The sequence below is a fragment of the Variovorax restrictus genome, assembly GCF_051216715.1.
In the GTDB taxonomy this organism is placed as follows: domain Bacteria; phylum Pseudomonadota; class Gammaproteobacteria; order Burkholderiales; family Burkholderiaceae_C; genus Variovorax.
This window is the reverse complement of the sequence record NZ_JBPJZH010000001.1, coordinates 663,115-677,292: the sequence shown is the minus strand read 5'-3', so window position 1 is coordinate 677,292 and position 14,178 is coordinate 663,115. Positions and strand designations below refer to the sequence as shown.

Below are 14,178 nucleotides of genomic sequence, written 5' to 3'. Positions count from 1 at the left end.
CATGGCAGCGCACCCTCCGCACGCGGTGGACACACGGACCGCTGTCGGCAACGCCGAGCTCCCGCTCGCCAGCCAGCGGGAGCGACTGCTCGATGTCGCGAAGCGCTCGCGCAGCGGCCTGTTCCTGTACCCGCTGTTCTGGCTGGCGATCGCCTATGTCCACGGCGTGGCATCGACGCGCCCTGCCTTCACCCTGATCACCGGCCTGTGCCTGCTCGTCGGGGCCGCCGGCCGGTTCGGGCTCGAACGGCGCCTCGCCCATTTCGCGAACCATGACTTCCGCCTCGCGCAGCGCACCTTCGCCTGGGCCTCGTGGATCTTCCAGGGCTACTGGGGCTGGCTGTGCGCGTACATCGTCGGCACAGCCGACGTCGACACCGTTCGCTGGTCGATGCTGATGGCCACCGTCGGCCTCACCGCCGGCGCCAGTGCCATCATGGCCATCGACGCGCCGCTGGCCCGCTGGTACGCACCCTTGCTGCTCGGCCCCACCTGCGTCGTGCTGGCTTTCCGGGGAGGCGTCGCGAACTGGGCCCTGGCGACCGTGTTCGTGCTGTTCTTCTTCTACGCGCTCAAGATCATCAAGCTGGTGTCGGGCGACTACGAGGCGCGGCAACGGGCGCAGGTGCTGCTCGAACAACGCGCCCACGAGCTCGCCGTCGCCCACGAGAGCATGCGCCGGCTGGCAACCTACGACGACCTGACCGGACTGGTGAACCGGCGCCACATGACGCTGCTGCTGCAGCACCAGGCGCAAATGCATCGCGACGGCAGCGGCGCGTTCTCGATCGCGCTGATCGACCTCGACCATTTCAAGCAGATCAACGACGCCTGGAGCCATGCCGTGGGCGACGAGGTGCTGCAGGGCTTCGCCAAGGTCGCCCGCCATGCGCTGCACGACACCGACATCATCGCGCGCTGGGGCGGCGAGGAGTTCCTGATCCTGCTGCCGCACACGCCCGATCGCACGCCTGCAGACAGTCTCGACCGACTGCGCCGGCAGCTGGCCGACACCCCGATCGCTCCCGGCGTGCCGGGCCTGCGCCTGAACTTCTCGGGCGGCATCAGCGAGCACCGCCCCGACGAAGCCATCGAACAGACCATCGACCGGGCAGATCGGGGGCTGTACCAGGCGAAGGCCGATGGGCGGGGGCGGACGGAGCGGGTGTAGGGCTACGCGCCATCGAGTCTCCGTGCGTGGCATGCGCTTCCTGGCCGCTGCAAGCACATCGTGCAGGCGCAGGACGTCAGTAGCCGACGCCGCGCACGCCACCCGCGGCTCGAATCGACTCGCCCGTGACCCAATGCGAATCCTCCGACGCCAGGAACACCGCGACGGGCGCGATGTCCTCGGGTTCGCCGAAGCGGCCGAGCGGAGTGCCTGCGATCAACTTCACACCGAGCTCGCCGGCGAAGTTGCCGTCCGTGGCCGGCGTGTTGGTGTGACCCGGCAAGATCGAGTTCACCCGAATCTTGCGCGGTCCGAGTTCACGGGCGAGCGCGAAGGTCATCGTATCGACGGCACCCTTGGTCGCTGCGTAGACGCTCGAGGCCAGATACGGGTCGGTGCTGAGGATCGAACTGATGTTGACGATGCTGCCGCCAGCCTCGCCGAAGTGCTTCACCGCTTCGCGGATCGCGAGGAAGTAACCCAGAACGTTGACGTTGAACTGCTTGTGGAAGGCTTCCTCGGTCAGGTCGGAGACCATTTCGAATACCGCGACGCCAGCGTTGTTCACCAGCACGTCGAGCTTGCCGTGCTCGGCTTTGACGGTGTCGAACAGGCGGACGACATCGGCAGCTCGGCTCATGTCGGCCTGCACCGCGACCGCCTTGCCGCCCGCCGCCTCGATCGCGCCGACGACGGCGTCGGCTCCCTTCTTGCTGCTGGCGTAGTTCACGACCACGGTGGCGCCCTCCGCGGCCAATGCCTTGGCGACGCCGGCGCCGATGCCGCTCGATGCACCGGTGACGACGGCGATTTTTCCTTCTAGCTTCTTCATGGGGTTCTTTCGGTTGAGTACGGCGTCCAGTATTCGATCAACCGGATCTCCCAGGATGCCGGTTCTTCTCGCGTCCTTGCCCATTCTTCTCATATCGCTACCGTTTACCCTGCGCGTGCCCCATCATCGGCCGCATGACTACAGCACTGGACGAACTCCGAGGCATCGTGATGCGGGCGGGCACCACGTGGACCGACATCGGTGTGCCCCGTGTGGCCATGGTCTGTGCCGAGGCGTGCGCCGATCAGGTCTATCAACCCATGCTGCATCTGGTGCTGCAGGGCTCGAAGACCTTGTCCATCGGCGACCGTGTGATGACCTACGAGGCGGGGACGTATTTCGTCGTGCCCGTGGACGTTCCCGCCACCGGCCAGATTCGACCCGGTGGACCGGGCCGGCCGTACCTCGCGCTCAGCCTGACCCTCGACCCGGCCGTCATCGCCAGCCTGCTCGTCGAGAAGCGCGATGGTGACGGGTCGCCGAACCCGGCGTGCTTCCGCGCCCTGCCGGCGCCCGCCGAGATGATGGACGCGTGGCTGCGCATGATGCGACTCGTCGATCGCCCTCAGGAGGTCGCGATGCTGGCGCCGATGATCGAGCGCGAGATCCTCTTTCGCGCCTTGCAGGGGCCGCTGGGCGGCTTGATGCGCGACATCGCCCGGCCCGACGGCCGGCTGCCCCAGATTCGCCGCGCCATCCACTGGATTCGCGAGCACTATGCCGAGCCGTTTCGTGTCGAGCAGCTCGCAGCGATGGCCGACATGAGCGTGCCGGCGTTCTATCGGCACTTCAAAGCCATCACCGCCATGGCGCCCATTCAGTACCAGAAGCGGCTGCGGCTGCTGAGGGCCCGGTGGTTGCTCCTGTTCGAACCGCGCGATGCGGCGTCGATCGCGTTCGCGGTCGGCTACGAAAGCGCGTCGCAGTTCAGCCGCGAGTACGCGCGCCTTTTTGGAATGCCCCCTGCGCGGGACATGGCGCGCTTCAAGGCGCCGGTCGCGTCCGGTCGCGCGACGGCGGGCATCGACGCGTTCGCTTGAGCCGATGGCTAACGGTGCGCCTCTCGTGCCACCTGCCGCGAGAAATCAGCCGCGCCTCCGCTGAAAGGCAGGTTGTTCATGCGGCGCAGCCTGCCTTGAAGGTTCGAATCCGCCAGCGCAGCTGCGACGGCCTGGTTCACCTGCTGGACCCGTTCTTCGGGAATCCCGGCCGGTGCAAAAAGTCCGAACAGCGAATCCAGGTTGGCCTCCGGATAGCCGAGTTCGGAAAGCGTGGGAACGTCCGGAAGTACATCCAGGCGCTCAGGCGAACCGACCGCGAGGGCCACGAGGCGGCCCGCCGCGATGTCCGCGAGCTGCGCCGTCGCCACGTTGGTGGACAGCACTTCGAAGTGCCCCGCGAGCGCATCCGTGAGCTGCTGGCCACCTCCTTTGTAGGGGATGTGAACGATCTCGGCGCCGCTTGCGTTGCGCACGCGATCGAGCACCGCGTGGCCCGTGGTTCCTTCACCCGTCGTCGCCCACCGGACACGGCCCGGCTGGGCGCGCGCCATGTCGATCATCCGGGCAAAGGTGTCGGCGTGCAGGCTGCGCGTCCCGACGACAAGGAGGGGTGTGCGCATGACGCCCGCCACCGGCACCGGGGCGTGCAGCAAGACGCCGCGTCGGCCCGCTGTACGCGATTTCAACGCAAAGGCGGTGGCCGCGACGAAACACAGGCTGTGGCCGTCCGGCTCCTCGCGTGACAGCAAGTCGAGTGCCAGCGTTCCGCTCGCGCCTGCCCGGTTATGGACGAGGACGGCGACCCCGAGTCGTCGCGCCATGACTTCGGCCAGCGCGCGCGCAATCTGGTCGCTGATACCGCCAGGCGGATAGGCCACCGTGATCTGGATCGGCCGCCGGGGCCACGGCGTCGGCTCGGATGTCAATGCGCCACGGACGCCGCGCGGCAGTGTCAGCGCCAACGGCAGCAAGACCAGCAATCGGCGACGAGGCGACATCGCGGTGACGTAAGAGACCATCCGACTACTTGCGGTACTTTGCAGCAAGCCCGCGCACCAGTTCGAGGAAGGTGGCCGTGGGTCCGTCGCGATCGGCTTCCCGATACACGATGGTGAGTGGCGATTCCAGTCGTGACGCGTCCTTGAAGCGCCGGTACTTCACCGCCTTGGCGTGAGCGCCCCGCATCGAGGCAGGAACCAGCGACAGGCCGACGCCGGCGGCGACCAGGTTGAGGCTGGTCATCATGCGTTCGACTTCGACCGCCAATTCGACATTTACCTTGGCGCGGGCGCACGCCGCGAGCAGGTTCGCGTACAGGCCAGGCGCTCCCGGCCGGCGCACCAGGATGAGCCGTTCACCCTCCAGCTCTTTCAAGGTGACCGGGATCGATTCGTCCACGGCCAGTCGGTGATCGATCGGAATGGCGAGGACCGACTCTTCGGTGAGCATCTGCTCGAAGACAAGGCCGGCGGGGCGCGCGACCGGCATGCGCAGAAAACCGCAATCGAGGCGCAACGCGAGCACGGCGTCGGTGATCTCCGCGGCGTTCTTCTCGCTCACGTCGACCTGGATATCGGGATGACGGCTGCGACACAGACGAAGGCACGCCGGCGTGAAGGCGTGTGCTGCCGCCGAGGTCGTGAAAGCCACGGAAATCCGCCCGCGTCTGCCTTGGACGAAGTCGACCACGCGCTCCTGCATGCCGGCGAACTCGTCCAGCAGAAGCTTGGCCTCGCGCTGCAGCATCCGGCCCGCGCTGGTGAGTTCGACGCCTTTGGGATGGCGATTGAAGAGTGAGGTGCCCAGCTCGGTTTCGAGCGCGCGAATCTGCTGCGACAAAGGCGGCTGGTGCATTCCCAGCGTCTCGGCGGCGCGGGTGATGTGCCCGGTTTCAGCCACGGCCAGGAAGTAGCGAAGATGACGAATCTCGATATTCATTTCGTATGCAGTCGAGATATTAAACATCTTTGCCATCTTCACTGCATGTTCCCAGAATCGCCGCACAAAAGAAGGAGACATGCAAATGAACGCAAATTTCAATGCGGCCGTCGTGGCCGTCGCCGTGCTGTCGGCGCTCACCGCCTGCGGTGGCGGCTCCGACGGCGATGGACAGGATCCTGCACCGGCCGCTCCTGTGCAGTTGCCGCCCGCGCCACCCCCGCCGCCGCCTCCTCCACCGGCAGAGCCGCCCCCGGCCTCGACCGAAGCGGCACCCACCCCTGTCGCATGCCCTTCGGCTGTTCCCTCCACGGCCACCTGTCTCTCAGGCCTCGATTCCAAGGGTGCCTACTACCTGATCGCCAAGCCGTCCGACTGGAATGGCAAGCTGGTACTGCACGCCCACGGCGGACCGAGTCTTGATACGCCGACCGCCGAACGAGCGACGGAGGATCTGACGCGCTGGGCGGTCATGGTGGATGCGGGCTACGCGTGGGCCGGCTCCACCTTCCGCCAGGGTGGCGTCGAGGTGAGCGCCGCCGCCGAAGACACCGAGCGGCTGAGGGGCATCTTCCGCCAGCACGTGGGCAAGCCGACGCGCACCATCCTGCACGGTCAGTCATGGGGTGCCGGCGTGGCCGCCAAGGCCGCGGAGATGTTCACGGCAGAGACCGTCGGAGAGCAGCCGTACGACGGCGTTCTGCTCTCAAGCGGCGTGCTCGCGGGTGGCACCCGCTCCTACGACTTCCGGACCGACCTCCGCGTGGTGTACCAATACCTTTGCAACAACCATCCGCGTCCGACGGAAACCCCATACGCGCTGAACCTGGGCCTGCCCGCCAACGTCACGATGACCCAGTCGAACCTGACGGCGCGCGTCAACGAATGTCTCGCGCTCAACAAGCCGGTGGGCGACCGCACGCCGGCGCAGCAGGCGCGCGTCGAGACGATCGAGAAGGTCATCAAGATCCCGTCGAGCGCCATCCAGTCGCATCTGAACTGGGGGACTTTCCACTTTCAGGATGTGACGAGCAAGCGCACGGGCGGCGCGAGCCCCTTTGGCAATGTGGGTGTGAACTACGCTGGGTCGGACGATGATGTCGCGCTGAACGCCGGTGTGGCGCGCTACGCCGCGGACCCGGCGGCGTACCGACGTTTCGCCGCAGACACCGACCCGACGGGGAAGATCCCGGTCCCGGTGCTCACGGTCAAGTGGATCAGCGACCCCACGGCCTTCGTCGAGCTCGACTCGCACTTCAAGTCGGTGATGCAACAAGGCGGCAGCGGCGACCGCCTGGTCCAGACCTTCACGACCAGCGGTACGCACAGCTACATCAGCGGGCCGACCTATCCGACCCTTGTCTCGGCCCTGCTGGGCTGGGTGGAGCAGGGGATCAAGCCAACGCCCGCCAGCATCGCCGCGGCCTGCCCCGCCAACGAAGCGAGGTTTGGCATCGGGTGCTCCTTTGCGCCCGCGTACACGCCTGCTGCGCTCGAAACACGCGTTCCGGCGCGCGACCGACCTCAGTGAACTCGCATCAATTTCGACATCTCAGAACGACAACTTCATGCCCTCCACTCTGCAAAAGATCTGCCTTTCGGCTTGCGTCCTCACGCTATCCACGGGCGCCCTGGCCCAGGACTTTCCTGCTGGCAAGCCCATCACCATCGTGGTGCCCTTCGCGGCCGGCGGCCCGACCGACCGCGTCGCGCGCGACCTGGCCGAAGCGCTGCGCAAGCCGCTCGACGGCGTCAGCGTCGTGATCGACAACACCGCCGGCGCCGGCAGCACCATCGGCAACGCCAAGGTGGCGCGCGCCAAGAACGACGGCTACACCCTGCTGCTGACGCACGTGGGCATGGCCACCACCCCGGTGCTCTACCGCAAGCTGCCCTACAACTACGAGACCGATTTCGAGTACCTGGGCATGATCAACGACGTGCCCATGACCATCATCGGCAAGCCGCAACTCGAAGCGAAGAATTTCAAGGAAATGCGCGAGTGGGTCGCGAAAAATCCGGGCAAGGTGAACCTGGGCAACGCCGGCATCGGCTCCGCCTCGCACCTGTGCGGCCTGCTCTTCATGAGCGAGCTCAAGACCGAGATGACCACCGTTCCGTACAAGGGCACGGCCCCGGCCATCGCAGACCTGCTGGGCGGCCAGATCGACCTGCTGTGCGACCAGACCACCAACACCACGAGCCAGATCGAGGCCAAGAAGGTCAAGCCCTACGCGGTGACCACGCTCAAGCGCCTGACCACGCCGGCGCTCAAGGACATCCCGACGGCCGACGAGTCCGGCCTCAAGGGCTTCCAGGTCACGATCTGGCACGGCCTGTACGCGCCCAAGGGCACGCCGGCGCCAGTGCTCAAGAAGTTGAACGACGCCCTGAAGGTCGCGCTGAAGGACCCGGAGTTCATCAAGAAGGAAGAAGGTCTGGGCGCGGTCGTGGTGACCGACAAGCGTGTCGAGCCCGCCGAGCACAAGAAGTTCGTGATGTCCGAAGTCGCGCGCTTCGGCCCGGTCATCAAGGCGGCGGGCGTGTACGCCGACTGATTCGCTACGGCTACAGTGAACGAGCGGCCCGGTAAGCGTCCGCCGCAGGACCGACCTACAAGGAGACAACAAGCACCATGCAATCCTCTAGCAGAACCCTCGCGGTCGTCATCGGCCTTCTCGTGTTCGCGCATCCGGTCGTGGCCCAGACGGGAAAGAAAGACGAGTTCTTCTGGCTCGGCCAGATCAACAAGGCCACGGCTGTCATCAACACCGACGAGGGGCTGCTGGACAAATCGATCGCACCGCTCGCCTACCAAGGCATCACCAAGGTCCTGAAGGACGGCAACCAGCCCGGCGGCAAGCGCCCCACGCTGGTGATCACCTTCGAGCCTTTGTTGATCGATGCCGTCGGCCCGCAGATCACGCTGCTGCACGCCGGCCGCTCCAGCCAGGACATGCTGGCCACCGTGCGCTCGGCCATCCTGCGCGACAACCTGCTCGACCTGGCCGATGCCCTCAACAAGACCACGGCGACGATGGTCCGCCTGGCCGACAAGCATCGCGCCACCATCGTGCCCAACTACACCAACGGCGTGGCGGCCCAGCCCAACAGCTATGGCCACTACCTCCTGGGCTTTGCCAGCGGCCTGGACCGCGATGCCCAACGCATTCGTGAAACCTATGCCCGCGTCGACCGATCGCCCATGGGCACCACGGTGCTCAATGGCACGAGCTGGCCGCTCGAGCGCCAACGCATGGCCAGTTACCTCGGCTACGCCTCCACCGTCGACAACGCCTACGACGCTGCGCAGATTTCCGCGGTGGATCTTCCGGTGGAAGTCGGCGCCATCGTCACGGCCATCTCGTTGCACGCGGGTGCGTACATCGAGGATGTGATGACGCAGTACGCGCAGGCACGCCCCTGGATCCTTCTGCAGGAAGGCGGCGGCAACACCTACGTGAGCAGCGCCATGCCGCAAAAGCGCAACCCCGGCTTGCTCAACAGCACCCGGCGCGACGCCTCGCAGGCCATCAACCTCGGCAGTGGCACCGCGCTGCTGGCGCACAACCTGCCGCCCGGCATGCAAGACGGCAAGGAAGTCCGCAACAACACCGCCATGGTGGTAACCGCGACGGGCGTGCTGAACAACTGGAGCCGAATCCTCGACAACCTGGTGATCAGCCCTGAACGTGCCTTGGAAGAGCTCAACAGCGACTGGACCGCCTCGCAAGAGCTGGCCGATGTTCTGATGCGCAGGTACCGACTGCCGTTCCGCGTCGGCCATCACTTCGCCTCGGAGGTGGTCGAGTTCGCCAAGGCCAAGGACATCAAGCCGCTCGTCTTCCCCTATGCCGAGGCGCAACGCATCTACGCCGAGACGGTCAAGGGATCGGACTTCGCGCCCGTGCTGCCGATGTCCGAAGCCGAGTTTCGTGCGACGCTGGACCCGATCGCCATCGTGAAGAACCGCGCCACGGCGGGTGGCCCGCAGCCGGTGGAGATGGAACGCATGTTGAAGGAGGCCACCCAGCGCGTGGCGCAGCAAGAGGCATGGATCAAGGGCCGACGCACGCAGATCGCGTCGTCGCTGGCACGGCTGGATGCTGATTTCGAGAAGCTGCAGGTAGCACGCTGAAGGTCCGGCAGTTCTCCAACTGAGATGGGTCGGGACGTCGTCTCCACCAGCGCCGTATCCGCCTTTCGCAGACGCAGCCAGCAGCGTTGGTCTGACGCGGCCGTGCCTTCACATCCGACGCGCATCGGTCGTGCTCCAGGACTTTCGGTCACGGCTGAAGCCGTTGGCCACGAAATCTCCGGCACCGACCGGCTCGAAAGCCAGCAGAGCATCCGGGTCAGAACGCGGCAGATCTGCCGGGTCCACCACCGTGTGAAACGACGGGTGATGAAACTGCGGAATCGAGTAGCGCTCGCGGCCGCTGGCGTTGACGACGCGATGCTTCGCGGATCGGAAAAGGCCGTTGGTCCAGCGCGTCATCAGATCACCGACGTTGACGATGATCGCGTCGTCTCGCGGCGGCGCATCGATCCATTCGCCATCGTCGAAAGCCACATGCAGCCCTCCGTTGTCGTCGTTGAGCAGCAAGGTGATCAGGCCACGGTCGGTGTGGGCGCTGGCGCCGATGCCCTCGTCGACATCCGCGGCTTGCGGCGGGTAGTGAACCAATCGCATGTTGGTGGTCGGCTTCACGCAGCGGCCGACGAAGAAGTTCTCGTCGGCGCCGAGCGACTGGGCCATGCCGCGCAACACCTGATGCCCACAGCCCAGCATGGCGAAGTAGAGCGCCTCCACACGATCTCGGAAGCCGGCGAGATCAGGCCAGGTATTGGGCGAATGAAAGGGCAAGCGCGCCAGTTGGTCGGCGTCGTTCGCGGGCAGTGGGAAGCCCATGTCGAACGACTCCTTCAGGTCGGGCTTGCCGCCGGGTCGCACGGTGTCGAACATCGGCTGGTAGCCGCGGTTCTGTTTGGCCTCACGCGGCCGGCATGCCATGCGCTGCGCCAACGGCAGCTCGAAGAACGCCTTCGCCGCAGCAAAGCCAGACGCCATGAGCTCGGGGGCGATGCCATGGTTCGACAGATAGAAGAAGCCGTACCGCTCGCTGGCGGCGGCGATGTCCTCGGCGACGCGCTGGCGCTCGGCCCGGTCGCCGAAACGCAGGCCGTGCATGTCCACCAAGGGCAGGCGATGCGAAGACATCCTGCGCGTGGCGGGCCCGACATCTCGCGCGTTCATGCAAACACCATGCGCTGGGCCTTGCTCGGCAAGAAGCGGGTGTCCACCAGGCTCGCAGCGTCGGGGACGCTTTTGAAGGCGAGCACGCGTGCGAGCGAATCGATGCCGGCCTGATAGCGCGCGACATCGATGCCGCCCAGGCCGTTCCGCCGCACGGTGGGCGTGGCAATCTCATCGTCCAACGCCACGTCGAGCCGCATGGCCTCGATCTTCACGTCGGTCAGCGGCTCGAACTCCTTCAACAACGCGACCGCACCGGCGCGATCGGCGGCGGCGTCTTTGACCGCACGGGCCACCGCACGAAGGAAGGCTGCGACGGCTTGCGGCTGATCGTTGATGAAAGCGTTGCTGGCAAGGATCGCATTGCCCGGCAGGGAGACACCGTGGTCGGCGTACTTCATCACGCTGATTTCGCCGGGCGTCACGCCCACTCTCTGCAGCGATACCCAAGCTGATGCCATGTAGCCGGTGATGACCTCGACCTGACCGCGCGCGAGCATGGTTTCGCGGATGGCGGGTTCGACCGACGTCCAGCTCACGTCCGTTGCCGGGTCCAGCCCGTTGGCCGCGGCGAACAGCGGGAAGATGCGGCGCGCACCGTCATTGGCCGGCGCCGCCAGCTTGCGGCCACGCAGGTCGGCCGGCGTGCGAATGCCGCTCTTGCGCAGCGAGAACACCGCCGCCGGCGTGCTTTCGTACACCAGCATCACTGCCTTGGCGGGCACCTGTGCGTTGTTTGCAGCGAACTCAGCCAGGGAACTCATGTCGCCGGTGCCCATGTCGGCATTGCCTGCGGCAAGGCGCGTGACGGTCGCGGAAGCGCCCGCGCCGACATTCAGTTTGACGTCCAGCCCCTCTTGCGCGAAGTAACCCTTCTTCAAGGCGACCACATAAGGAATGGTGCCGGCTTCGAAGCGCCAGTCGCATTGGTAGGTGATCTTGACAGGGAGCCGCTGCGCGAACGCCGGTGCGGCAACCAGCGCTGCGGCGCCTCCTAACGCGAACGTGCGACGGTTGATGTTGGCTGTGGAGCGGTTGTGCATGGATGGTTCCGTTCGGCGTCAAGCAGGAAAGCCCCGCCTCGACGCGAATCTAGAAGCACGCCTGCGCTTGCACAAGAACCGTCTTTCGATCCGACTGTTGCGTTCAAGGCAACACAACGCGCTAGGCCGAGAAGCTCAGGTCAGGCCCGCGTAGTCATCGAAGCGCGTCTCCAGCAATTGCAGTACCAGCTCGGCGGGAGACGACAGATTGCGATCTGCGCGCACCAGCAACTCCAAAGAAAGCTGGCCGAGGCCACGATCGGTGAAGGGGATGTGCGCCAGCGTGCCTGCACGTACCTCGTCCAGAACCGTCACGCGCGTCATCACGGCGGCGCCCGCACCCGACCGCACGAGCCGGATCATGGTGGCGATGGAGTTGGTCTCGGCCAGAGGCTGCAGGCGCATGACCGCCCCTCGCAAGAGGCTTTCGAGCATGCGGCGCTGCTCCATCTCCGGCGTCGGCACGATCAACGGCTGGCTCATGCACTCGGGCAAGGTGATGCCGCGCCGCTTCGCCCATTCGTGCGCTGCAGGCACGACGACGCCCAGCGTCACTGCCACGCTGCGCAAACGCCGGACCGGCGCCGTCGCGGGCGGCGCCCAGCACAGTCCGATGTCGAGCTCGCCATTGGCAACGCGGTCGACGATGTCCGCCGAGTTGGCGGAACGAACGGTGAACGAAAAACCCGGGTGGTCACGCGTGACGTCGGCAATCAGGTCGGGGATCAGGCGGTCGCTCATGTACTGCAAGATGCCGATGCGGACCTTTCCGCGCCGCATGACCTTCAGCGAATCCACCTGGGTGAGTGCGCCCTCGAAGTCGCGCTGCATGCGACGCACGTTGGCCAGCATGACCTCGCCAGCAGCCGTCAGTCGCACGCCCCGCGGCAACCGTTCAAACAAGGGCAGGCCGAGCAGCTCCTCGAACTTTGCGATCTGCCGGGTGACTGCGCTGGGCGCGATGTGGAGTCGCTCCGCCGCTCGACGGATGGACTTCTGGTCAGCGACTTCCTCGAAGTAGCGCACAAGGGGGGAGAAGGCACTCATGCGGTCATGGTAGTCATCACCAGTCGATCGACTCCGACGCCGACCGCATCACGGGAGCAGCCGACCTGGCTGCATGCGCTCACGCAGCACGCTGCCGCGGCCTGCTGCTGTCGGCTGGCGGCACGTACCTGGCCAGGATCTGTTCCGCGTCGCGTCCCGGCGGAAGCCCGAATGCACGGGCGTACTCGCGGCTGAACTGGGTCGCGCTTTCATAGCCCACCTCGAAGGCCGCCGCGGTCACGCTCTTGCCGCCGACCACCAGCAGCGAGCGGGCTTGCAGCAAGCGAATCCGCTTCTGGTACTGCAACGGGCTCAGCGCCGTCACCGCCTTGAAATGCCGGTGGAACGCCGACTCGCTCATCGCCGCCTTGTGTGCCAGCGCCTGGACCCGCAGCGGTTCGGCGAAGTCGCGCCGGATCCACTGGATCGCCAGGCTCACCCGTGCGATGGCGCTGTCGGGCGTGGCGATGTCGCGCAGCATCGCGCCTTGAGGGCCCTGCAGCACGCGATAAAGGATCTCGCGCTCGTACGCGGGTGCCAAGGCGGGGATGTCCGCCGGACGCTCCATCAGGCGCAGCATGCGGACCCATGCGTCCATCAGATCGGGCGTCGTTGCCGAGACCGAAAATCCGGTTTCCGTCTTCTCGCTCTGGGCGACTTTAGGCAAGTCGGCGATCAGTGCCGCCACCACCGCCGGCTGCAATGTCAAGGCCACCGCCAGGTACGGCTCTCCGGTGGCCGAAGGCATCACGGCGCCCACGGCCGGCAGGTCGATCGACATGACGAAGTAGGTCGCCGGGTCGTAGTGCAAGGTTCGCTCGCCCACGGTGAGCGACTTGCTCCCTCGAAGAATCAGGTTGACCATCGGCTCGTAGACGGCGTTGAGTTCGTGTTCCGGGATCTTGCCCTGCACCATGGCGACGCGGGGAATGCCGGTTTCGGTCAGACGGTTCTTTGCTTTCGACGCCAGCGTCCGAAGCTCTTCAAGTTGTTCTTCCATGGGGTGCATCAGACCGCAATGCGAGGGAAGCTGCAACCCGCAAAGCAGGAATAGGCAGGTTTGCGGCAGGAACAGGCAGGGCCCGTGGCGGCTCGGGACCTATCGTTCATGCACCAAATACCCACAGGAAGAAATCACATGAGCATCGTCATCATCACCGGCGCAAGCCGCGGCATCGGGGCTGCTACCGCACTGCAGGTTGCCCATCGCGGTATGGGCGTCATCGTGACTTACAACAGCCACGCGGCAGGCGCCGAGGCGATCGTTCGCAGCATCGAGGCCGAGGGCGGCAAGGCCGTGGCCCTGCCACTCGACGTCGGCCAGGTCGCCTCCTTCGCGGGCTTTCGCGAGAAGGTCGCTGCGGCGCTCCAGTCGACCTGGGGTCGCGACAGCTTCGACGCGCTGGTCAACAACGCAGGCTACGGCGTGTCCAACCCGATCGCGACGGTCACCGAAGCCGAATTCGATGGCCTGTTGAATGTGCACCTGAAAGGCCCGTTTTTCCTGACGCAGGCGTTGCTGCCGCTGATGGCCGACGGCGGCCACATCGTCAACGTGACCAGTGCGACCACCCGCGTGGCGACGGCAGGGGTGGCACCTTACGCGGCCTTCAAGGGCGGACTGGAAGTGCTGACGCGCTACATGGCCAAGGAATTCGGCGAACGCCGCATTCGCGCCAACTCGATCGCCCCCGGCGCCATTCGCACGGAACTCGGCGGTGGGCTGAACGACGAGTTCGAAGCCATCCTGGCGAAACAGACTGCGCTGGGGCGCGTCGGCGAGCCGGACGACGTCGGCCGCGTGATCGCCAACCTGCTGTCCCCGGACAGCGGCTGGATCAACGCACAGAACATCGAAGTCGCTGGCGGCTACAACATCTGAACGGACG

13 protein-coding genes are annotated in these 14,178 nt (G+C 66.0%); 6 read left to right on the top strand and 7 right to left on the bottom strand.

The genetic code is table 11. The annotated features are described in order from the left end of the window. The first annotated feature begins 1 nt into the window (after nucleotide 1). Complete coding sequence (locus tag ACSFA0_RS03170) at nucleotides 2-1,171, top strand: GGDEF domain-containing protein (RefSeq protein ID WP_435448788.1); 1,170 nt, start codon at nucleotides 2-4, stop codon at nucleotides 1,169-1,171. 76 nt (nucleotides 1,172-1,247) lie between these two features. Here ACSFA0_RS03170 and ACSFA0_RS03165 read toward each other — a convergent pair whose 3' ends face one another. Beyond that, the gene (locus ACSFA0_RS03165; RefSeq protein ID WP_435450882.1) at nucleotides 1,248-2,003 is read right to left on the bottom strand and encodes an SDR family NAD(P)-dependent oxidoreductase; all 756 of its coding nucleotides are present in this window, start codon (nucleotides 2,001-2,003) and stop codon (nucleotides 1,248-1,250) included. 134 nt (nucleotides 2,004-2,137) lie between these two features. On the opposite strand from ACSFA0_RS03165, the gene ACSFA0_RS03160 reads away from it, so the two are divergent. Beyond that, a complete protein-coding gene (locus ACSFA0_RS03160; protein ID WP_435448787.1) occupies nucleotides 2,138-3,043 on the top strand; it encodes an AraC family transcriptional regulator in 906 nt (301 codons plus the stop codon). A gap of 8 nt (nucleotides 3,044-3,051) precedes the next feature. Here ACSFA0_RS03160 and ACSFA0_RS03155 read toward each other — a convergent pair whose 3' ends face one another. Both ACSFA0_RS03155 and ACSFA0_RS03150 read right to left on the bottom strand, forming a co-directional pair. After that, entirely contained in the window at nucleotides 3,052-4,023 is a 972-nt protein-coding gene (locus tag ACSFA0_RS03155) for a tripartite tricarboxylate transporter substrate binding protein (protein ID WP_435448786.1), read from the bottom strand. A gap of 4 nt (nucleotides 4,024-4,027) precedes the next feature. Then, nucleotides 4,028-4,936 (bottom strand): LysR family transcriptional regulator, encoded by a 909-nt coding sequence (locus ACSFA0_RS03150; RefSeq protein ID WP_435450881.1) that lies wholly within the window; start codon nucleotides 4,934-4,936, stop codon nucleotides 4,028-4,030. 91 nt (nucleotides 4,937-5,027) lie between these two features. On the opposite strand from ACSFA0_RS03150, the gene ACSFA0_RS03145 reads away from it, so the two are divergent. The 3 genes from ACSFA0_RS03145 (at nucleotide 5,028) to ACSFA0_RS03135 (ending at nucleotide 9,080) form a co-directional block, all read left to right on the top strand. Continuing rightward, nucleotides 5,028-6,473 (top strand): hypothetical protein, encoded by a 1,446-nt coding sequence (locus ACSFA0_RS03145; RefSeq protein WP_435448785.1) that lies wholly within the window; start codon nucleotides 5,028-5,030, stop codon nucleotides 6,471-6,473. Between the two features lie 37 nt (nucleotides 6,474-6,510). After that, nucleotides 6,511-7,500 (top strand): tripartite tricarboxylate transporter substrate-binding protein, encoded by a 990-nt coding sequence (locus tag ACSFA0_RS03140; protein WP_435448784.1) that lies wholly within the window; start codon nucleotides 6,511-6,513, stop codon nucleotides 7,498-7,500. Nucleotides 7,501-7,577: 77 nt separating this feature from the next. Further along, nucleotides 7,578-9,080: a lyase family protein gene (locus ACSFA0_RS03135; RefSeq protein ID WP_435448783.1), complete on the top strand. Its 1,503-nt coding sequence runs from the start codon at nucleotides 7,578-7,580 to the stop codon at nucleotides 9,078-9,080. A 108-nt stretch (nucleotides 9,081-9,188) separates the two neighbouring features. Here the strand turns inward: ACSFA0_RS03135 and ACSFA0_RS03130 are convergent, their stop codons facing one another. The 4 genes from ACSFA0_RS03130 to ACSFA0_RS03115 form a co-directional block, all read right to left on the bottom strand. Beyond that, nucleotides 9,189-10,163 carry an isopenicillin N synthase family dioxygenase gene (locus tag ACSFA0_RS03130; RefSeq protein WP_435448782.1) on the bottom strand — a complete coding sequence of 325 codons (975 nt, stop codon included), beginning with the start codon at nucleotides 10,161-10,163 and terminating at the stop codon, nucleotides 9,189-9,191. Nucleotides 10,164-10,195: 32 nt separating this feature from the next. After that, nucleotides 10,196-11,242: an ABC transporter substrate-binding protein gene (locus ACSFA0_RS03125; protein ID WP_435448781.1), complete on the bottom strand. Its 1,047-nt coding sequence runs from the start codon at nucleotides 11,240-11,242 to the stop codon at nucleotides 10,196-10,198. A gap of 135 nt (nucleotides 11,243-11,377) precedes the next feature. Then, nucleotides 11,378-12,289, bottom strand: coding sequence for a LysR family transcriptional regulator (locus ACSFA0_RS03120; RefSeq protein WP_435448780.1), 912 nt, complete (start codon nucleotides 12,287-12,289; stop codon nucleotides 11,378-11,380). Nucleotides 12,290-12,368: 79 nt separating this feature from the next. After that, nucleotides 12,369-13,289, bottom strand: a complete 921-nt coding sequence (locus ACSFA0_RS03115) for an AraC family transcriptional regulator (RefSeq protein WP_435448779.1) — start codon at nucleotides 13,287-13,289, stop codon at nucleotides 12,369-12,371. A 138-nt stretch (nucleotides 13,290-13,427) separates the two neighbouring features. On the opposite strand from ACSFA0_RS03115, the gene ACSFA0_RS03110 reads away from it, so the two are divergent. Next, entirely contained in the window at nucleotides 13,428-14,171 is a 744-nt protein-coding gene (locus ACSFA0_RS03110; protein ID WP_435448778.1) for an SDR family NAD(P)-dependent oxidoreductase, read from the top strand. The last annotated feature ends 7 nt before the right edge of the window (nucleotides 14,172-14,178 follow it).

Bases quoted from the DNA above. Each gene is read 5' to 3' on its own strand.
- ACSFA0_RS03170 (WP_435448788.1), top strand. From the start codon at position 2: ATGGCAGCGCACCCTCCGCACGCGGTGGACACACGGACCGCTGTCGGC.
- ACSFA0_RS03165 (WP_435450882.1), bottom strand. From the start codon at position 2,003: ATGAAGAAGCTAGAAGGAAAAATCGCCGTCGTCACCGGTGCATCGAGC.
- ACSFA0_RS03160 (WP_435448787.1), top strand. From the start codon at position 2,138: ATGACTACAGCACTGGACGAACTCCGAGGCATCGTGATGCGGGCGGGC.
- ACSFA0_RS03155 (WP_435448786.1), bottom strand. From the start codon at position 4,023: ATGGTCTCTTACGTCACCGCGATGTCGCCTCGTCGCCGATTGCTGGTC.
- ACSFA0_RS03145 (WP_435448785.1), top strand. From the start codon at position 5,028: ATGAACGCAAATTTCAATGCGGCCGTCGTGGCCGTCGCCGTGCTGTCG.
- ACSFA0_RS03140 (WP_435448784.1), top strand. From the start codon at position 6,511: ATGCCCTCCACTCTGCAAAAGATCTGCCTTTCGGCTTGCGTCCTCACG.
- ACSFA0_RS03135 (WP_435448783.1), top strand. From the start codon at position 7,578: ATGCAATCCTCTAGCAGAACCCTCGCGGTCGTCATCGGCCTTCTCGTG.
- ACSFA0_RS03130 (WP_435448782.1), bottom strand. From the start codon at position 10,163: ATGTCTTCGCATCGCCTGCCCTTGGTGGACATGCACGGCCTGCGTTTC.
- ACSFA0_RS03125 (WP_435448781.1), bottom strand. From the start codon at position 11,242: ATGCACAACCGCTCCACAGCCAACATCAACCGTCGCACGTTCGCGTTA.
- ACSFA0_RS03120 (WP_435448780.1), bottom strand. From the start codon at position 12,289: ATGAGTGCCTTCTCCCCCCTTGTGCGCTACTTCGAGGAAGTCGCTGAC.
- ACSFA0_RS03115 (WP_435448779.1), bottom strand. From the start codon at position 13,289: ATGGAAGAACAACTTGAAGAGCTTCGGACGCTGGCGTCGAAAGCAAAG.
- ACSFA0_RS03110 (WP_435448778.1), top strand. From the start codon at position 13,428: ATGAGCATCGTCATCATCACCGGCGCAAGCCGCGGCATCGGGGCTGCT.